Raw genomic sequence first — 18,500 nt, forward strand, 5'->3', positions numbered from 1 at the left:
GCGTGTGGAACCTGCGGGGTGATGGCGCAGACCGCGCAGACCATGCAGCCAGCACCGGGCGTGCCCATGGCAGACCTGCCGCCGGCCGTGGTCAGCGCCCCGCTGCCCGATGTGGGCTCCATGGCCTCCAGGGTGCTGGCCTGCACGGCCTGCCATGGTCCCGAGGGCCGGGCCACGCCCAGCGGCTACTTTCCGCGCATTGCGGGCAAGCCCGCGGGCTATCTGTACCGCCAGCTCAAGAACTTCCAGCAAGGGCGCCGCAGCTATCCCGCCATGAACCGGCTGATCGAATTCATGTCGGACGACTATCTGCGCCAGATCGCCACGCACTTCGCAGGCCTGGAGCTTCCCTATGCCCCGCCTGTGCCGGCGCAACTGCCGCCCGCTGAACTCGCCCGTGGCGAGCAACTGGTCTTGCGGGGCGACGCGCAGCGCGGCCTGCCCGCCTGCGCTGCCTGCCATGGTGAGCGGCTCATGGGTGCGGGTGACGATATTCCGGGCCTGCTGGGCCTGTCGCGCGACTATCTGAACAGCCAGATCGGTGCCTGGCGCTCCGGCCAGCGCAAGGCGGCAGCGCCCGACTGCATGGACCAGGTGGCCAAGGCGCTGACGGCGCAGGAGGTCGTGGCAGTCACGGCCTGGCTGTCATCGCGCCCCGCACTGGCGGCGCCGGGCGGACATGAAGCCCTGGCCCTGCCCATGCCGCTGCGCTGCGGCGCTGTAGCCGCCATTGCCGGCCAGGAGGGCAAGCCATGAACACCCTGGCAGAAAACGCGGCAAGCGGGAACACACACGGGCGGCGGCTGGCCAGGGTGGCAGGGCTGGCGTTGCTGATCATCGCCCTGCTGGGCGCGCTCCTGGTCTGGCTCAACCTGCGGGGCGAGCAGGGCGTGCACGCCTACGATCATGGCGGCTGGTCAGGCGCGCGCGAAACGCCAACTGCCTTGATAGAGCGCGGTGCCTACCTGGCCCGCGTGGGCAACTGCGCAGGCTGCCATACGGCGGCTGGCGGCGCCGAGTATGCGGGCGGGCGGGGCCTGCCTACCTCGTTCGGCACGCTCTACACCAGTAATCTCACGCCTGACAAGGAAAGTGGCCTGGGGCTGTGGACGGCCCAGGACTTCTGGCGTGCAATGCATAACGGGCGGTCACGGGAAGGGCGCCTGCTGTATCCGGCCTTTCCATATGACAGCTACACCCATGTGACGCGCGCCGACTCGGACGCGCTGTTCGCCTATCTGCAAAGCCTGCCTGCCGTGCGCGCGCAGGTGCCCCGGCATGCGCTGGACTTTCCCTATGGCTGGCAGGGCTCGCTGGCTGTCTGGCGCGCGCTGTTCTTCACCCCGCAGGATTGGCAGGACCGGCCGCAGGAGGCGGCTGCCTGGAATCGCGGTGCCTATCTTGCCCAGGGCCTGGGGCACTGCGCGGCGTGCCATGCATCGCGCAACGGCATGGGCGCCTCGTCCCAGGCCATGTCCGGTGGCTTTGTGGCAGGGCAGGCCTGGTATGCGCCGTCGCTGCTTGATCCGGGAGAAGCCGGCGTGCGCGCGGGCCAGGAGTCCGCCTGGGTGCAGTTGCTGCAGACGGGTTCGGGTCTTTCGGGATCGGCGCTGGGCCCCATGGCCGAAGTCGTGGCGCGCAGCACCCAGCACTGGCAGCCGCAGGATCTGCAGGCCCTCGCTTCCTACCTGCAGGAGCAGGGCGCGGAAGCAGGCCCGCCCAGGAGCAGGCCTGCTGCAGCGCCCGTGCCATCCGGGCAAATGGCCTTGGGGCGGGCCATCTACGAGCGGCAATGCGCGGTTTGCCACGGTGCCGAGGGCCAGGGAACGCCGGGCGCGTTTCCCGCGCTTGCGGGCAATGCCTCCGTGACCCTGGCCGAGCCGCGCAACCTGTTGCTGGTGTTGCTGGAGGGGGGCTACCCACCCTCCACCCGGCAGCAGCCGCAGCCGCACGGCATGCCGCCTTTCGGTCATGTGCTGTCCGACGCACAGGTGGCCGCCGTGGCCAGCTATGTGCGCAACGCCTGGGGCAACAAGGCAGCGGAAATCGGTAACATGGAGGTTTATCGCGCCCGGGAAGGGCGTGGTTTCTGAGAGGCTTTCATGGATTCAATGGCCGGCAAGCTGCCGGACGACAGCGACGCCACCCGCCCCTGGTGGGTGGTTTGCCTGTGCGCGCAATGGTGCGGCGTTTGCAACCAATACCGAAGCACGTTTGCGGAACTGGCAAGCCAGTTCCCGCAGATGCGCTTTGTCTGGCTTGATGTCGAGGACCGCGAGGACGTGGCCGGAGACCTGGACATCGAAACCTTCCCCTCGCTGCTGGTGGCCGATGGCGAGCGCGCACGTTTTCTGGGGCCGGTGCTGCCCCAGGCGGGGGTTGTGGCGCGCATGCTGCAGTCATTGGCCCAGGACCCGGGCGCGGCCCCTGCCGACCCCGCCGAGGCGCAGGCCCTCTTGAGGCGGCTCCAGTCGGCACAGGCGCTGGAGCGCGTTGGCGTCTGAGCCTCGGGCAAGGGCGGGTGGGCCGGCATGAGGCGCCTCGTCCTGTCCCCGCTTTTGTGCGGGGCGGGCTTGGCCTGAAGGTCGTTTGCGGATACAATGGCATATTCACGACCAAACGGGCGGGTACCAACCGCCCTTTTTTTTGGGCGATCTTCGGGCGACCTTCGGGATTGCCATGGGGCTCGGCGCTGTTGGGACATGGCTGCTGCCAATGTTTCAGGGGCGTTCCGGGTCTTTTGTGTTTGCAGGACTGAATTTAAATACACGTGGCACTACAGCAAATCGTTGAACAAACCGTGACAGGTCTGGGCTATGACCTGGTGGAAATAGAACGCTCGGCGGGCGGGCTGTTGCGCGTCACAATTGATTTGCCTTGGCAGCCCCCGGTGGAGGGCGGGCCGGTGGTGCCGGAGCAGTTCGTGACAGTCGAGGACTGCGAGAAGATCACGCGCCAGCTGCAGTTCGCGCTTGAGGTTGATGGCGCAGATTACACGCGCCTTGAGGTCTCCTCCCCTGGTATCGACCGCCCCCTGCGGCACGAGCAGGACTTCACCCGCTTTGTCGGTGAAGTCATCGACCTGACCCTCAAGGAGCCCATCGGCGCCGCCGCTGAAGGGCAGGTCAGCGCCAATCGCAAGAAATTCCGCGGCACGCTGGAGCGTGTCGAAGATGGTGGCTGGCAGATCGTCTGGAGCGACGAGCCACCCGTCAAGCCTGGCCAGAAGGTCAGCAAAAAGCGTGTTCCCGCGCCCCTGCAGGCGCTGGGCTTCACTCTGGAGGAGCTGCGCGAGGCGCGTCTGGCTCCCATCGTGGATTTCAAGGGGCGTTCTGCCAAGCCGGTCTGATCGGAGCAGGCAGGGTACGTCGAATCATTGGGGCAGGAAGGGCACTGCCATCCCCTTCCTGTGTGATTGAAATAGGAGAGTCGTCGCATGAATCGCGAATTGTTGATGTTGGTAGAAGCCATTTCGCGCGAAAAGAACGTGGAGCGCGATCTGGTGTTCGGTGCAGTGGAATCGGCCCTGGCCCAGGCCACCAAGAAGCTGTACCAAGGTGAGGTGGACATCCGCGTGGCCATCGATCGCGATAGCGGTAACTACGACACCTTCCGCCGCTGGCTGGTGGTGCCCGATGATGCGGGCCTGCAAAACCCCGATGCCGAAGAAATGCTGATGGACGCACAGGACCGCGTCCCCGGTATCTCCGAAGGCGAGTACATCGAGGAAGAGATCGAGTCGGTTCCCATCGGCCGCATCGGCGCCATGGCGGCCAAGCAGGTCATCCTGCAGAAGATCCGTGACGCCGAGCGCGAAATGCTGCTCAACGAGTTCCTGTCGCGCGGCGACCGGATCTTCACGGGCACCGTCAAGCGCATGGACAAGGGCGACATCATCGTCGAGGCCGGCCGTGTCGAAGGACGCCTGCGCCGCAACGAGATGATCCCCAAGGAAAACCTGCGCAACGGCGACCGCGTGCGGGCCATGATCATGGAAGTGGACGCCACGCTGCGCGGCGCGCCCATCATCCTGTCGCGCTCGGCGCCCGAGTTCATGGTCGAGTTGTTCCGCAACGAAGTGCCCGAGATCGAGCAGGGCCTGCTGGAGATCAAGAGCTGCGCTCGCGATTCCGGCAGCCGCGCCAAGATCGCCGTGCTCAGCCATGACAAGCGTGTCGATCCCATCGGCACCTGCGTCGGCGTGCGAGGCACCCGTGTCAACGCCGTCACCAATGAGCTGGCTGGCGAGCGCGTGGACATCGTGCTGTGGTCCGAAGACCCTGCACAGTTCGTCATTGGCGCGCTGGCTCCGGCCAATGTGTCGTCCATCGTTGTGGACGAGGAAAAGCATGCCATGGACGTGGTGGTTGACGAGGAAAACCTCGCCATCGCCATCGGCCGTGGCGGTCAGAATGTTCGCCTGGCTTCCGAGCTCACCGGCTGGAAGATCAACATCATGGACGCGGCTGAGTCTGCGCAAAAGCAGGCGGACGAGTCCGCTGTTGCGCGCCAGCTGTTCATGGAAAAGCTCGATGTGGACGAGGAAATCGCCAACATCCTCATCGAGGAAGGTTTCGAGACCCTGGAAGAAGTGGCCTATGTGCCGCTGCAGGAAATGCTCGAAATCGAGGCGTTCGACGAAGAGACGGTGAACGAGTTGCGCACCCGGGCGAAAGATGCACTGCTGACGCAGGAAATCGCGCACGAGGAAAACGTGGGCAAAGTGTCGCAGGATCTGCTGACGCTCGAGGGAATGACTCCGGAGATCGTGGACAAGCTGGCCGAGGCCGATGTGCACACCCGAGACGATCTGGCCGATCTGGCCATCGACGAGTTGACCGAGCTGACCGGGCAGACCGAGGAAGAAGCGAAGGCTTTGATCATGAAGGCGCGTGAACACTGGTTCACCGAAGGGCAAGAGTAAGGTCAGGGAGGTTCAGAGCATATATGTCCAGTAATACGGTTGCCGAGTTTGCAAGAGAGCTCAACAAGACCCCTGACACGTTGCTGCAGCAGCTCAAGGCTGCAGGCGTCGCCAAGGACAACGCATCGGATGCGTTGACCGACGGCGACAAGCAGCAACTGCTCAGCCATCTGCAGGCCAGCCACGGAAGTGGCGCCAAGAAGATCACGCTGACCAAACGGTCCACAAGCGAGATCAAGCAGGCCGATTCGTCGGGCCGCGCCCGCACCATCCAGGTGGAAGTGCGCAAGAAGCGCACCTTCGTCAAGCGTGACGAGGTCGCCGAGGGCGCCTCCGATCCCGCTGTCGTTGCCGCTGCCCAGGAGCAGCGCGCGGCATCGGAGCGCGAGTCCCAGGATCTGGTGCGCCGCGAAGGGGAAGCACGTCGCCAGGCCGAAATGATCGGCCGCGAGGAGGAAGAATTGGCACAGCAACGCCGTGAGCGCGAAGAGCGCGAACTAGTTCAACAACGCGAACGAGAAGCCGAAGAGCGCGCAAGCGCCTATGCGGCTGCAGAAGCCGCAAAGATCCTCGAGGCCAACCGCGCGAAGCAGGAAGCTTCGCGTGAGCAGGCTGCAGGCCAGGCTGCGCGCGCCGAAGCCCAGGTTGCGGCTCGCGTCAAGGCCGAGGAAGAATCCAAGGCCCGCGCGGCCGAGGAAGCCGAACGCGCCAAGGACCTGGAAGACCGCCGCCGCAAGGCGCTGGCCGAGGCCGAAGCCATTCGCGCCATGATGGCTGCGCCCAAGAAGGTGCTCGTGGCCAAGAAGCCTGAAGAGCCCAAGCCCGTGGCCAAGCCTGCAGCGCCCGCTGCCGGCGATGCCAAGAAGACCACGCTGCACAAGCCCGCTGGCACGACCGCCGGTGGAGCCGGTGCGCGTGCGGGTGCGCCTGCCGGTGCCGGCAAGGAAGTCAAGTCCGCCAAGCTCTCGTCGAGCTGGGCTGGCGATGGCAAGAAGAAGGAAATCAAGACCCGTGGCGACAGCTCCGGTGGCGTCGGTGGCCGTTCCAACTGGCGCGGCGGCCCGCGTGGCGGCCGTCGTGGCAATGACCGTCATGACGGTCAGCACCAGAGCGCGGCAGCGGAATTCCGCGCCATCGAAGTGCACGTGCCCGAGACCATCACCGTGGCCGAGCTGGCGCACAAGATGTCGGTCAAGGCGTCCGAGCTGATCAAGGTGCTGATGAAGATGGGCCAGATGGTCACCATCAACCAGCCTCTGGACCAGGACACGGCCATGATCGTGGTCGAGGAAATGGGCCACACGGCCAAGGTCGCCGCGCTGGACGATCCCGAAGCCTTCACGGCCGAGGAAGTGTCCCAGCAGGAAGCTGCCCAGGAGTCGCGTGCTCCCGTGGTCACCGTCATGGGCCACGTGGACCACGGCAAGACCTCGCTGCTGGACTACATCCGCCGCACCAAGGTGGCGTCGGGCGAAGCCGGTGGCATTACCCAGCACATCGGTGCCTACCATGTGACGACGCCCCGCGGCATCGTCACCTTCCTGGATACCCCGGGCCACGAGGCCTTCACGGCCATGCGTGCCCGTGGTGCCCAGGCCACCGACATCGTCATCCTGGTGTGCGCGGCCGACGACGGCGTGATGCCCCAGACCAAGGAAGCCATCAAGCACGCGAAGGCGGCTGGTGTGCCCATCGTGGTTGCCATCACCAAGGCCGACAAGCCCGATGCCAACCTTGACCGCGTCAAGCAAGGCCTGGTGGCCGAGCAGGTGGTGCCTGAAGAGTACGGCGGCGAGTCCCCGTTCATCGCCGTGTCCTCCAAGACCGGCCAGGGCATCGACGAGCTGCTGGAGCAGGTTCTGCTGCAGGCCGAAGTGCTGGAGCTGACCGCTCCCGTGGAAGCCGCTGCCAAGGGCCTGGTCATCGAAGCCCAGCTGGACAAGGGCCGCGGCCCTGTGGCCACGGTGCTGGTGCAGTCCGGTACGCTGAAGGTGGGCGACGTGGTGCTGGCAGGCCAGACCTACGGCCGCGTGCGCGCCATGCTGGACGAAGACGGCAAGCAGACCAAGTCTGCCGGCCCCTCCATCCCGGTGGAAATCCAGGGTCTGTCCGACGTGCCCCAGGCCGGCGACGACTTCATGGTGCTGCAGGACGAGCGTCGTGCCCGCGAAATCGCGACCTACCGCGCCGGCAAGTTCCGCCACACCAAGCTGGCCCGCCAGCAGGCCGCCAAGCTCGAGAACATGTTTGCCGAAATGGGTGCAGGCGAGGTCCAGACCCTGCCCATCATCATCAAGGCCGACATGCAGGGCTCGCAGGAAGCGCTGGGCACATCGCTGCTCAAGCTCTCGACCGACGAGATCCGCGTTCAGCTGGTCTACTCGGGCGTGGGCGGCATCAGCGAGTCCGACGTGAACCTGGCGCTGGCCTCCAAGGCCATCATCATCGGCTTCAACGTCCGGGCCGATGCCCAGGCTCGCAAGACGGCCGAGAGCAACGATGTGGACCTGCGCTACTACAACATCATCTACGACGCAGTCGAAGAGGTGAAGGCGGCCATGTCCGGCATGCTGGCTCCCGAGCGCAAGGAAGAGATCATCGGCATGGCCGAGATCCGCACCGTGTTCGTGGCTTCGAAGATCGGCACCGTGGCCGGCTCGTACATCACGCAAGGCCAGGTCACGCGCAATGCGCATTTCCGCCTGCTGCGCGAGAACGTGGTCATCTACACGGGCGAGATCGAATCGCTCAAGCGCCTGAAGGACGACGTCAAGGAAGTCAAGGAAGGCTTCGAGTGCGGTATCAAGCTCAAGAACTACAACGACATTCGCGAAGGCGACGTGCTCGAAGTGTTCGAGATCAAGGAAATCGCGCGCTCGCTGTAATTCGCCATGGCAACACGCAAGTCCGCTGCGCCGAATCGCAGCTTCAAAGTCTCTGACCAGATCCAGCGTGATCTGGCAGAGCTGATCGCGCGCGAGTTGAAGGACCCGCGCGTGGGCATGGTCACGCTGCAAAGCGTGGAGGTGACTCCGGACTATGCCCACGCCAAGGTCTACTTCAGCCTGCTCGTGGGCGATCCACAGGCGACGCAGGAAGCGTTGAACCAGGCCGCAGGCTTCCTGCGCAATGGCCTGTTCAAGCGCCTGCACATCCACACAGTGCCCACGCTGCACTTCATCTACGACCGCACCTCCGAGCGTGCGGCCGACATGAACGCCTTGATCGCCAAGGCCGTTTCTTCGCGCGGAAAGGAAGAGTAGCCCCATGAACGCGCCACGCACAAGGGTGCAGCGGCGCCCTGTGCATGGGGTGTTGCTACTCGACAAACCGCTGGAGCTGTCCAGCAACGACGCCTTGCAAAAGGTCAAGTGGTTGCTGCGCGCCGAAAAGGCCGGACACACCGGCACGCTGGACCCGTTGGCCACCGGCGTGCTGCCGCTGTGCTTCGGTGCGGCGACCAAGTTCAGCCAGTTGCAGCTTGAAGCTGCCAAGACCTACGAGGCGATTGCGCGCCTGGGCCAGACCACGACCACGGCCGATGCCGAGGGCGAGGTGCTGCGCGAGCGCGCCGTTGACCTCGCCGCCCTCACGGCCGAGCGATTGGCCGCCGTGCAGGCGCAGTTCACGGGTGCGATCCGCCAGGTGCCACCCATGTACAGCGCCCTCAAGAAGGACGGCAAGGCTCTCTATGAATATGCGCGTGCCGGCATCGAAGTCGAGCGCCCGGCGCGCGAAGTGACAATCCACGCACTGGAGCTTTCGCTGACGCAAGACAGCGAAGGCCTGCCTGCGATCCGGATGCTGGTGACCTGCAGCAAGGGCACCTACATCCGCACGCTGGCCGAGGACGTGGGCGAGGCCCTGGGCTGCGGCGCGCACCTGCGCGCGCTGCGCCGTATCGACACCGGGGGGCTGGGTGTCGAGCGCTGTATCTCGCTGGAGGCGCTGGCCGCCATGGGCGAGGGCGAGCGTCTGCAGCAGTTGCAGCCTGTCGACGCCCTGCTGGCCAGCCACACGGCTGTCACGCTGGGCGAGCAAGATGCGGCCCGTTTTCTCACGGGCCTGCCCCGCAAGGGCGCTTGGGCCGATGCCGAGGCGGTGGCTGTGTATGGCGAGAACCCACAGGCTCTGCTGGGAGTGGGGCGCGTGGTGCGTGGGGAACTCATCCCCGGGCGCCTGCTCAGTTCACTGGAAATTCAACAGATTTTGGAAGACACGCCGCGCCCATGACGCAGCGGCAATGGGAAAACACTATGAGCAAACAAATCCGCAATATCGCGATCATCGCCCACGTGGACCACGGCAAAACCACCATGGTGGACCAGCTGCTGCGCCAATCCGGAACCTTCGCCGAGCACGAGAAAGTCGTGGACACGGTGATGGACAACAACGCCATCGAACGCGAGCGTGGCATCACCATCCTGGCCAAGAACTGCGCCGTGAGCTGGAACGAGACGCACATCAACATCCTCGACACACCCGGCCACGCGGACTTCGGCGGTGAAGTGGAGCGTGCCCTGTCCATGGTGGACGGCGTGGTGCTGCTGATCGACGCGCAGGAAGGCCCCATGCCCCAGACGCGCTTCGTGACCAAGAAGGCACTGGCCCTGGGCCTGAAGCCCATCCTCGTGGTCAACAAGGTGGACAAGCCCGGTGCGCGTCCCGACTACGTGGTCAACGCCGCCTTCGACCTGTTCGACAAGCTGGGTGCCACCGACGAGCAGCTGGACTTCCCCGTGGTGTACGCCTCGGGCATCAACGGCTGGACCTCGCTGGAAGAAGGCGCTCCTGGCGAACAGTGGGGCCCCGACATGTCGGCCCTGTTCGACACCATCCTGAAGCACGTTCCCGCCGTCAAGGGCGATCCTGCCGCTCCGCTGCAAATGCAGATCTCGGCGCTGGACTACTCCACCTTCGTGGGCCGTATCGGCGTGGGCCGCATCACCTCCGGCACGCTCAAGCCTTCGACCGACGTGCTGGTCATGGAAGGTCCTGACGGCAAGAGCTACAAGGGCCGCATCAACCAGGTTCTGAAGTTCCAGGGCATTGACCGCGTGCAAGTGACCGAAGCCGGTCCCAGCGACATCGTGCTGGTCAACGGCATTGCCGACCTGGGCATGGGCGTCACGCTGACCGACCCGCTGAACCCCCAGCCGCTGCCGATGCTCAAGATCGACGAGCCCACGCTGACCATGAACTTCTGCGTCAACACCTCGCCGCTGGCAGGTCGTGAAGGCAAGTTCGTGACCAGCCGCCAGATCTGGGACCGCCTGCAAAAGGAGCTGCGTTCCAACGTGGCCCTGCGCGTCAAGGAAACCGACGAAGACGGCATCTTCGAAGTGTCGGGCCGTGGCGAACTGCACCTGACCATCCTGCTGGAAGAAATGCGCCGTGAAGGCTACGAGCTGGCCGTGTCCAAGCCCCGCGTGGTCTACCGCGACGTGGACGGCGTGCGCCACGAGCCTATCGAGCTGGTGACGGCCGACATCGAAGAAGGCCACCAGGGTGGTGTGATGCAGGCCCTGGGCGAGCGCAAGGGCGAGCTGGTCAACATGGAACCCGATGGCCGCGGCCGCGTGCGCCTGGAGTACCGCATTCCTGCGCGTGGCCTGATCGGCTTCACCAACGAATTCCTGAACCTGACCCGTGGTTCCGGCCTGATCTCCAACATCTTCGACAGCTACGAGCCGCACAAGGGCGAAATCGGCGGCCGCAAGAACGGTGTGCTGATCTCCATGGACGAAGGCGAAATCTTCACCTACGCCCTGGGCAAGCTGGACGACCGTGGCCGCATGTTCGTCAAGGCCAACGATCCTGTGTACGAAGGCATGATCATCGGCATCCACAGCCGTGACAACGACCTGGTGGTCAACGCCACGCGTACCAAGCAGCTGACCAACTTCCGCGTGTCCGGCAAGGAAGATGCCATCAAGATCACGCCCCCGATCGACCTGTCGCTGGAATACGCGGTGGAATTCATCGAGGACGACGAGCTGGTGGAAATCACCCCCAAGAGCATCCGCGTTCGCAAGCGCCACCTGTCCGAGAACGAGCGCAAGCGCGCTTCGCGCGGCGCATAAGCGCTGTTGCGCCAAGGGCGCACGCAAGCCGCATGGCTTCATCGCCCTGACTGTCAAAGGCCGCATCTGCGGCCTTTGTCTTTTGTGGCGCGCCGTTCAGGCGTGCGGGCGCAACGGCAAAGGAACTGCTGCTGCTACTGCTTGCAACTGCTTGCTACTGCAGCTGCAGCAGCAACTCGCGCAGGCGCTGCCCGGCCGCTGCGCTTTGCTGCGGATTGAGCGCCAGGGCCAGGCCGATGGAGGGCAGGTTCTCGGTATCTGCCAGCGCGCGGAACACCACCCCCGGCGTGCTGCCCTTGGCCACCACGGCTGGCACCAGCGCCACGCCCAGGCCCGCACCCACCAGGCTGACCAGGGTCTGCGCCTGCACGGCATGCTGCTTGACCTGGGGCATGAAGCCCGCGTTCTGGCAGGCCAGCACCACCAGCGCATGCAGGCCTGGCACCTCGCTGGGGCGGTAGTTGATGAAGGGCTGGTCCGCCAGGTCCCGCAGCCGCAAGGCGGGCCGCTGCAGCAGCGGGTTGCCTTCGGGCAGCACGGCCACCAGCTCGTCCTTTTCCACGGGTGTAATGGACAGGTCGGTGGCCTGCGTCACCGGGTAGCGCAGCAGGCCGGCATCGAAATCGCCGCTGGCCACCTGCGCGCAGATCTCGCGCGTGGTCGATTCGGTCAGTACCAGGTCGATCAGCGGATATTCGCTGCGAAAGGCCTGCACCAGCCGCGGAATCAACGAGAACGTGGCCGAGCCTATGAAGCCTATGTGCAGGCGCCCGCGCTCGCCGCCGGCCGTGGCGCGCGAGACCTCCTGCATCTGGCGCGCATGGTGCAGGGCCAGCTCGGCACTTTCCAGGGCCGCCTGGCCTGCCTCGGTCAGCGCCGTGCCCCGGCGGTCGCGCTGGAAGAGCTGCACGCCCAGGCTGTCTTCCAGCCGGCGTATGGATTGGGACAGCGGCGGCTGCGACATGTGCAGCTGCTCGGCCGCCTGCCGGTAGTTGAGCGTGCGGGCCAGGGTGACGAAGTGACGCAGTTGGCGCAGGTCCATTGATATCTGCCGTGTATCAGAGATGCTGAATTAAGTCTTAGACGCAGCTTTGAAGATATCAAATACTGGCTCCCTGAAGCAACATGGAGACCACAGTGCAGGCTGCGTTGACAGGGATTCGGGTGCTGGATCTGTCCAGCGTGGTGTTCGGGCCGCTGGCCAGCCAGGTGCTGGCCGACTATGGCGCCGAAGTCATCAAGATCGAGCCGCCGGCCGGCGACTCCACGCGCCATACCGGCCCGGCCATGGAGCCCGGCATGGCAGCCATGTTCATGGGCACCAACCGCAGCAAGAAGAGCGTGGTGCTGGACCTCAAGCAGGACGAGGCGCGCCAGGCCCTGCATGCGCTGCTGGCCACGGCCGATGTGTTCATGCACAGCATGCGCCCGCAAAAGCTGGCCCCGCTGGGCCTGGACCCCGCAACGCTGCGCGCGCGCTATCCGCGCCTGGTCTATGCAGGCCTGCATGGCTTTGGCGAAGATGGCCCCTATGCAGGCATGCCCGCCTACGACGACGTCATCCAGGGCATGAGCGGCCTGGCCGACCTGATGGAGCGCCAGACGGGCGAGGCGCGCTACCTGCCCACCATTGCGGCCGACAAGACCTGCGCCCTGGTGGCCGCGCATGCCGTGCTGGCGGCGCTGTTCCAGCGCGAGCGCAGCGGCCATGGCTGCTTTGTGGAAGTGCCCATGTACGAGACCATGGTGGGCTTCAACCTGGTCGAGCATTTCTACGGCATGCACTTCAGCCCCGCGCTCAGCGGCGCAGGCTACCCGCGCGTGATGGCGCCCTGGCGCAAGCCCTACCGAACGCTGGACGGCCACGTCTGCATGATGCCGTACACCGATGCGCACTGGCAGCGCTTCTTCGCCGCCGTGGGCCAGCCGCAGCTGGCCCTGGACGCGCGCTTTGCCAGCCAGGCCAGCCGCACGGCCCACATTGCCGAGCTGCTGGAGACCGCGGGCGAGCATGTGGCGCTGCACGGCACCCAGCACTGGCTCGATACCTGCCAGCGCCTGGAGATTCCCGCCGCCCCGGTGGCGCGCATGGACGATCTGCCCGCCGATCCGCACCTGCAGGCCACGGAGTTCTTCGTGCCGCTGCACGACGCCGCCATGGGCACCGTGCACCTGCCTCGCTCCTCCGTGCGCATGGATGGCCGGCAGGCCCCCATGGGCATGCCACCGCGCCTGGGCGAGCACACGGCGGCGCTGCTGGCCCAGGCGGGCTGGAGCGCCGAGCGCATCGCCGGCCTGCAGATCACGCAACAGGAGACATGAGATGACAGTGAACACCCCGCATCCCCACCCTGGCGCCGCCTGGAACGCCGTGCCCCGCATGGGCCAGGGCTTTTTCTGGCAGGACCTGCAGATTGGCCAGCAGCTGCGCACCTTCCGCCGCACCGTGACCGAGTCCGACCTGGTCGCCTTCATCAATGCCACGGGCATGCTGGAGGCCATCTTCATCGAGGAGGGCTATGACGGCGGCGCCATTGCCGGTCGCCCCGTGCCGGGCGCCATGACCTATGCGCTGATCGAAGGCTTCATCCTGCAAAGCATGATCCAGGGCACGGGCCTGGCCATGCTGGAGCTGCACCAGAAGATCCTCGGCCCCGTGCTGGTGGGCGACACCATCGAGGCGCTGGTCGAAGTCACCGCCATCAAGCCCACCTCCAAGGGCAACCGCGCCGCCGTCACCTCGCGCATCGAGGTCTTCAACCAGGGCCACCAGAAGGTCATGGAATACACGGCCGTGCGCCTGCTGGCCGGGCGCAGCTAGGCGGCCACAAGCATTCCCATAACGACATCAGGAGACAAAAGCATGGACAAGCAGATCGACAAGGCGGCCCGCAATAGAAGGCGCCGCATGGCGCTGGTCACCCTGGCGGCCCCTATTGCGGCGGCTGCGGCGGTGGCAGTGGGGGCGGCACTGCCCGGCGCCGCTCTGGCGCAGCAGCCCTGGCCCAGCAAACCCATCACGATGGTCGTGCCCTTCCCGCCGGGCGGTCCCACCGACCTGGTGGCGCGCGTGCTGGCCCAGCAGGTCGGCCAGCAACTGGGCCAGACCGTGATCGTGGACAACCGGCCCGGAGCCAATGGCAACATCGGCAATGCCCTGGTGGCCAAGGCCGCGCCCGATGGCTATACCGTGCTCTACAACACCTCGTCCATTGCGCTGAGCCCGTCGCTTTACAAGAAGATGAGCTACGACGTGGGCAAGGACCTGATGCCCGTGGCGCTGACGGCCGTGGTGCCGCTGGGCCTGGTGGTCAACCCCAAGCTGCCGGTGAAGAACGTGCAGGAGTTCGTGCGCCATGCCAGGGACAAGACCGGCCAGCTGTCCTATGGCTCGGCCGGCAACGGCAACGTCACCCACCTGGCGGCCTTCCAGGTCGTGCAGCACTACCAGATCGAGGCCAGCCACGTGCCCTACAAGGGCAGCGCGCCGGCCGACGTGGATCTGGTCGCCGGGCAGATCGACTTCATGACCGACACCATCAATTCCGTCGCACCCTTCATCAAGGAGGGGCGGCTCAAGCTGCTGGCCGTGAGTTCCTCCAAGCGCCTGCCCAACTTCCCCGATGCACCCACGCTGGCCGAAAGCGGCATGTCCGGCTTCGAGGCCGGGGCCTGGCAGGGCGTGATGGTGCCGGCCAAAACGCCGGCCGCCATCATCCAGCGGCTCAACCAGGAGCTGATGCGTGCGCTCAAGGACCCGGGCGTGGTCGAGAAGCTGCAGCTGCAGGGCGCCGAAGGCCTGGGCTCCACGCCCGAGGAATACGGCGCCTACATCCGCAGCGAGATCAAGCGCTGGGCCGGCGTGGTCAAGAGCACGGGTGTCTCTCTGGACTGAGTGCGGGGCGTTGCGGCGCCTGTCGCGCAGTTGCGCATATTGGCACCTGTTTGTCAGGGGTGGGCGCGGTTTTTCAGCTATGGTTGCGGCTCATTGCCCCGGGCTGCCGGGGCAGGGCATGCATAGCAACAAGGAGCAAAATATGACGGGAGCTGCCGGCGAAGTCCTCAGCGAAGTGCGGGGCCGCATGGGCATGATCACCTTGAACCGGGCCAAGGCGCTGAATGCGCTGTCGCTGGGCATGGTGCGCGATCTGCTGGCCACCCTGCTGGCCTGGCAAAAGGATGAGCAGGTGCTGGCCGTGGCCATCCGAGGCATGGGCAAGGAAGGGGTCTTCGGCGCCTTCTGCGCGGGCGGGGACATCCGCTTCCTGCATGGCGCGGGCAGCACGGGCAATCCGCAACTGGAGGACTTCTTCACCGAGGAGTACGCGCTCAACCACCTGATCCACACCTTTGGCAAGCCCTACATCGCCTTCATGGACGGCATCGTCATGGGCGGCGGCATGGGCATCAGCCAGGGCGGCACGCTGCGCATCGTCACCGAACGCACCAAGATGGCCATGCCCGAGACGGCCATCGGCCTGTTCCCCGATGTGGGTGGCGGCTACTTCCTCTCGCGCTGCCCGGGTCACGCGGGTGAGTGGCTGGCGTTGACGGGCGACGTGATCGGCGCGGCCGATGCGCTGGACTTCGGCCTGGCCGATGGCTACCTGCCCTCGGACCAGCAGCCTGCCCTGTGGGACGCGCTGGCCGCCGGCAGCTTTGCCGATGCAGCGGCCATCGAGGCCCTGGTGAAGTCGAAGTTCACGGCCCCGGCCAAGCCGGCGGCCCAGCCCCGCGCCGAGATCGACCGCGTGTTCGCCCTGCCCACGGTGGCTGCCATGGTGCAGGCGCTGGAAGCGGCGGATGGCGAGTGGGCCCGGCACACGGCAGCCACGCTGCGCAAGCGCTCGCCGCTGATGCTGCACGTGGTGCTGGAACAGATTCGCCGCGCCCGCGGCATGACGCTGGCCCAGGACCTGCGCATGGAGCGCGACATGGTGCGCCACTGCTTCTACCTGCGCCCGGGCCAGAGCGAGACCATCGAAGGCATACGCGCACTGGCCGTGGACAAGGACCACCACCCGCGCTGGAACCCTGCGCGCATCGAGGATGTGCAGGAAGCGCAGTGGCGCGCCTTCTTCGACAGCCCCTGGCCTGCGCATTCGCATCCGCTGGCAGCGCTGGACTGATCGCGCGGCGGTTGCTCAAACCTCCAAGGGTTCAAAAGGCCATCCGGCGCCATGCCGGGTGGCCTTTTTTCATTCAACGATCCGCGGGCTCCATGCGGCAGGAATGGCCTGCCAGCAGCCGTACCGCGTCGTCAATGCGCGGGCCCGGATCCCATTCGGGCACGGGCGGCGTCAGGCCCAGGGCCATCTGCCGCAGAGGCTCGGCAATGACCATGGACAGCAGCAGGTCGCAGACGACTTCGGGCTGTTCTGCCCGCAGCAACCCCTTGCTGCACTGGCGCCGCAGCCAGTCCACCAGCATGCCGCGGCCGCGCTCAATGCCGTTGCGCTGGTAGACCTCCAGCAACTCGGGCTTGGCGGGGAAATCGGTGGTGAGCAGGCGGAACATGCCCACCGCCTCGGCCGACAGCACGCGCGCGGCAATCACGCGCAGGATCTCGGCCAGCGCCGGGGCCACCTCTGCGGCCGATTGCGCATCGGCCGACAGGGCGGGGCGGAAACCGTCGGTCCAGCCGCGCACCACCAGGGCCACCAGGTCCTCGCGGTTGGCCGCAAAGCGGTAGAGCGTTTTCTTGGCCAGCCCTGCGCGCCGGGCCACGGCTTCCATGGTGGTGGCGGCATAGCCTTCGTTGAGCAAGAGCCAGGTGGCGGCGGCCAGGGCGGCGTCGTTGGCCTCGTGCTCGGGCCGGGCCGGCCGCCCGCGCGGCCGGGGGGCCGCAGGAGTGATTTCGGATTCCATTGGATTTCTTGTCGTTCCGTTCGGTGTTGTGCAGGGTCGTGCCTGGTTGTGCAGCATTTTGTTACCCGGCAGGGATTATCCGATTTTTTGGAAACGTTGTTCGTTTCTTTAATATAAGATGGCTTTTCCTCATCAACCCAGGAACGGAAAACAACCATGAACTCCCATGCCTTCGAGCCCGACATTTCCCGCATCGACGAGCTGCTGCACATCACGCCGCTGCGGCTGGAGACGGGAATCCAGCGCCTGCCCAGCGGCTGCCTGGTGGTGGCCTGCCGCACCGACCTGCATGGCTGCAGCGGCCGCATGCTGGACTGGTGGTTCAAGTTCTTCGAGACCACGCAGCACATCAAGTGGTGGCATCCGCATGACCACATCGCGCATCGTGGCTGGGATGCGCAATGGAAGAAGGGCGAGAGCTACATCGGCGCGTCCATCGAGGCCGTGGAGTCCCTGGCCGATATTCCGCCCGTGGCGGCCAGGCTCAAGTTCCATGATCCGCGCGAGCTGTTTGACCCTGCGCAGCTGGAGCTGGCCTTTGCCGAAAAACGCGCCTCGGCCGCCGTGTATGCACGCATCGGCTTCGGCGAGCATGTGCAGCTGGACGCCAGCGGGGACCCCATGGACGGGCAGATGGTGCACCTGGCGCGTGACACGCCTTTTGGCTGCGTGCTGCGCAGCCGCTTTTTGCTGGGCCAGTCCTGCGCCGACCCGGCGGCCGAGCTGCCCGACGCGCTGGGCCTGGGCCTGCTGCGCCATTGCTACACGGAGTTCACCTACCTGTCGCGCTTCCTGCCCTCGCTGTACTACGGCGAGCATGGCAACGGCGAGGCGGCGCCGCTGCCCTGGTAGACGTGGCCCCAGGCTTCAAAGCTGCTGGTGCACGGCCGTGGCCAGCTGCAGCAGCCGGTTGCGCGGCAGGGCGCCGCTGAGCGCATAGCCAAAGCCCTGGTCCACCCAGTAGAAGCTGGGCACGGGGCCGTCGCTGCTGAAGTGAAAGGCGGTCTCGCCGCGCGTGGCCGGGTCCTGCAGCGCGCCCAGGTACAGGGTGATGCGCTCGCCCGCCGCGTCCTGGTACATGAACTGGGCGCGTGCGCCGCTGTCGCCGGGCAGCAATCGGCCGCCCACCAGCTCATAGCCCAGGTCCGTGAGGGCCGGCAGCTTCAGCGGCCGGCCCAGGCGCTTGGACAGCCACTGCAGCAGATGGGCCTGCTGCGCGGCCTCCACCTCGACCGGGTGGCGTTGTTCGGGCTGGTAGACCGCGTGGGCGACGGCCGCCTGGTGGGCGAAGCGGGCCGGGGTGGCGGCAGCCAGCGTGGCCGCCGTTGATGGCGCGGCAGCGGGCACCGTCTGCTGCCCATGCACCAGCCAGCCCAGGCCGAAGGCCAGCATCCAGCCCGCGGCCATGCCACCCCAGCGCCACCACTGCTGCTGGCGCTGGTGCAGGCCCTGCAACTGTTCGGCGGCGGCGCGCATTTCGTCGGGCATGCCGGGTTCATCCCGGGCAGCATGCAGGGCGCGCAGCAACTGGCGCTGGCGTTGCCATTGCTCCACGCGCGCGGCACTGTCTTCGTCCAGCTGGTCGCGCAGCGCCTGCGCCTGCTGCGCGGGCAGGCGGCCATCGA

17 protein-coding genes are annotated in these 18,500 nt (G+C 66.2%); 14 read left to right on the forward strand and 3 right to left on the reverse strand.

All coding sequences use genetic code 11. The annotated features are described in order from the left end of the window. The 9 genes from INR38_RS27965 to typA all read left to right on the forward strand — a co-directional run. Window positions 1–756 (forward strand): c-type cytochrome (locus tag INR38_RS27965; protein WP_242699227.1); only part of this gene is annotated, 756 nt, incomplete at its 5' end. Continuing rightward, a complete protein-coding gene (locus tag INR38_RS27970) occupies window positions 753–2,093 on the forward strand; it encodes a cytochrome c (protein ID WP_207443054.1) in 1,341 nt (446 codons plus the stop codon). The genes INR38_RS27965 and INR38_RS27970, both read left to right, overlap by 4 nt. A gap of 9 nt (window positions 2,094–2,102) precedes the next feature. Then, window positions 2,103–2,504, forward strand: coding sequence for a thioredoxin family protein (locus INR38_RS27975; protein ID WP_013803038.1), 402 nt, complete (start codon window positions 2,103–2,105; stop codon window positions 2,502–2,504). Between the two features lie 266 nt (window positions 2,505–2,770). Continuing rightward, window positions 2,771–3,349 carry a ribosome maturation factor RimP gene (gene rimP, locus INR38_RS27980; protein WP_207443053.1) on the forward strand — a complete coding sequence of 193 codons (579 nt, stop codon included), beginning with the start codon at window positions 2,771–2,773 and terminating at the stop codon, window positions 3,347–3,349. An 87-nt stretch (window positions 3,350–3,436) separates the two neighbouring features. After that, the gene (gene nusA / locus INR38_RS27985; RefSeq protein ID WP_012204833.1) at window positions 3,437–4,924 is read left to right on the forward strand and encodes a transcription termination factor NusA; all 1,488 of its coding nucleotides are present in this window, start codon (window positions 3,437–3,439) and stop codon (window positions 4,922–4,924) included. Window positions 4,925–4,947: 23 nt separating this feature from the next. Further along, a complete protein-coding gene (gene infB / locus INR38_RS27990) occupies window positions 4,948–7,809 on the forward strand; it encodes a translation initiation factor IF-2 (protein WP_013803037.1) in 2,862 nt (953 codons plus the stop codon). A gap of 6 nt (window positions 7,810–7,815) precedes the next feature. Further along, on the forward strand, window positions 7,816–8,187 hold the full coding sequence (gene rbfA, locus INR38_RS27995) for a 30S ribosome-binding factor RbfA (RefSeq protein WP_012204835.1): 372 nt from the start codon (window positions 7,816–7,818) through the stop codon (window positions 8,185–8,187). Between the two features lie 4 nt (window positions 8,188–8,191). After that, entirely contained in the window at window positions 8,192–9,157 is a 966-nt protein-coding gene (gene truB / locus INR38_RS28000; RefSeq protein ID WP_012204836.1) for a tRNA pseudouridine(55) synthase TruB, read from the forward strand. A gap of 23 nt (window positions 9,158–9,180) precedes the next feature. Continuing rightward, on the forward strand, window positions 9,181–11,007 hold the full coding sequence (gene typA / locus INR38_RS28005) for a translational GTPase TypA (RefSeq protein WP_034398352.1): 1,827 nt from the start codon (window positions 9,181–9,183) through the stop codon (window positions 11,005–11,007). A 154-nt stretch (window positions 11,008–11,161) separates the two neighbouring features. Here typA and INR38_RS28010 read toward each other — a convergent pair whose 3' ends face one another. Next, a complete protein-coding gene (locus tag INR38_RS28010) occupies window positions 11,162–12,049 on the reverse strand; it encodes a LysR family transcriptional regulator (RefSeq protein ID WP_034392165.1) in 888 nt (295 codons plus the stop codon). Window positions 12,050–12,132: 83 nt separating this feature from the next. On the opposite strand from INR38_RS28010, the gene INR38_RS28015 reads away from it, so the two are divergent. The 4 genes from INR38_RS28015 to INR38_RS28030 all read left to right on the forward strand — a co-directional run bounded on the left by INR38_RS28015 (window position 12,133) and on the right by INR38_RS28030 (window position 16,136). After that, window positions 12,133–13,329 (forward strand): CoA transferase, encoded by a 1,197-nt coding sequence (locus INR38_RS28015; protein ID WP_207443052.1) that lies wholly within the window; start codon window positions 12,133–12,135, stop codon window positions 13,327–13,329. 1 nt (window position 13,330) lies between these two features. Continuing rightward, window positions 13,331–13,828, forward strand: a complete 498-nt coding sequence (locus INR38_RS28020) for a MaoC family dehydratase (protein ID WP_207443051.1) — start codon at window positions 13,331–13,333, stop codon at window positions 13,826–13,828. Window positions 13,829–13,870: 42 nt separating this feature from the next. After that, window positions 13,871–14,902, forward strand: a complete 1,032-nt coding sequence (locus INR38_RS28025; RefSeq protein ID WP_099734055.1) for a tripartite tricarboxylate transporter substrate binding protein — start codon at window positions 13,871–13,873, stop codon at window positions 14,900–14,902. Between the two features lie 142 nt (window positions 14,903–15,044). After that, window positions 15,045–16,136: an enoyl-CoA hydratase/isomerase family protein gene (locus tag INR38_RS28030; RefSeq protein ID WP_207443050.1), complete on the forward strand. Its 1,092-nt coding sequence runs from the start codon at window positions 15,045–15,047 to the stop codon at window positions 16,134–16,136. Window positions 16,137–16,209: 73 nt separating this feature from the next. On the opposite strand, the gene INR38_RS28035 is transcribed toward INR38_RS28030, so the two are convergent. After that, window positions 16,210–16,875, reverse strand: a complete 666-nt coding sequence (locus INR38_RS28035; protein WP_013803031.1) for a TetR/AcrR family transcriptional regulator — start codon at window positions 16,873–16,875, stop codon at window positions 16,210–16,212. Between the two features lie 156 nt (window positions 16,876–17,031). Here INR38_RS28035 and INR38_RS28040 point away from each other — a divergent pair, with 156 nt between their 5' ends. Continuing rightward, window positions 17,032–17,727, forward strand: a complete 696-nt coding sequence (locus tag INR38_RS28040; protein WP_012204844.1) for a hypothetical protein — start codon at window positions 17,032–17,034, stop codon at window positions 17,725–17,727. Window positions 17,728–17,742: 15 nt separating this feature from the next. Here the strand turns inward: INR38_RS28040 and INR38_RS28045 are convergent. Beyond that, window positions 17,743–18,500, reverse strand: a 758-nt coding sequence (locus INR38_RS28045) for an anti-sigma factor (RefSeq protein ID WP_207476058.1), incomplete at its 5' end; no start/stop codon positions are given.

The organism is Delftia sp. SD018, assembly GCF_017355445.1.
GTDB classification, from domain to species: Bacteria; Pseudomonadota; Gammaproteobacteria; order Burkholderiales; family Burkholderiaceae_C; genus Comamonas; species Comamonas acidovorans.

Coding starts and splice junctions, on each gene's coding strand:
- INR38_RS28035 (WP_013803031.1), bottom strand. CDS start 16,875: ATGGAATCCGAAATCACTCCTGCGGCCCCCCGGCCGCGCGGGCGGCCG.
- typA (WP_034398352.1), top strand. CDS start 9,181: ATGAGCAAACAAATCCGCAATATCGCGATCATCGCCCACGTGGACCAC.
- INR38_RS28015 (WP_207443052.1), top strand. CDS start 12,133: ATGGAGACCACAGTGCAGGCTGCGTTGACAGGGATTCGGGTGCTGGAT.
- INR38_RS28030 (WP_207443050.1), top strand. CDS start 15,045: ATGACGGGAGCTGCCGGCGAAGTCCTCAGCGAAGTGCGGGGCCGCATG.
- INR38_RS28020 (WP_207443051.1), top strand. CDS start 13,331: ATGACAGTGAACACCCCGCATCCCCACCCTGGCGCCGCCTGGAACGCC.
- rbfA (WP_012204835.1), top strand. CDS start 7,816: ATGGCAACACGCAAGTCCGCTGCGCCGAATCGCAGCTTCAAAGTCTCT.
- nusA (WP_012204833.1), top strand. CDS start 3,437: ATGAATCGCGAATTGTTGATGTTGGTAGAAGCCATTTCGCGCGAAAAG.
- INR38_RS27975 (WP_013803038.1), top strand. CDS start 2,103: ATGGATTCAATGGCCGGCAAGCTGCCGGACGACAGCGACGCCACCCGC.
- INR38_RS27970 (WP_207443054.1), top strand. CDS start 753: ATGAACACCCTGGCAGAAAACGCGGCAAGCGGGAACACACACGGGCGG.
- truB (WP_012204836.1), top strand. CDS start 8,192: ATGAACGCGCCACGCACAAGGGTGCAGCGGCGCCCTGTGCATGGGGTG.
- INR38_RS28010 (WP_034392165.1), bottom strand. CDS start 12,049: ATGGACCTGCGCCAACTGCGTCACTTCGTCACCCTGGCCCGCACGCTC.
- INR38_RS28040 (WP_012204844.1), top strand. CDS start 17,032: ATGAACTCCCATGCCTTCGAGCCCGACATTTCCCGCATCGACGAGCTG.
- infB (WP_013803037.1), top strand. CDS start 4,948: ATGTCCAGTAATACGGTTGCCGAGTTTGCAAGAGAGCTCAACAAGACC.
- INR38_RS28025 (WP_099734055.1), top strand. CDS start 13,871: ATGGACAAGCAGATCGACAAGGCGGCCCGCAATAGAAGGCGCCGCATG.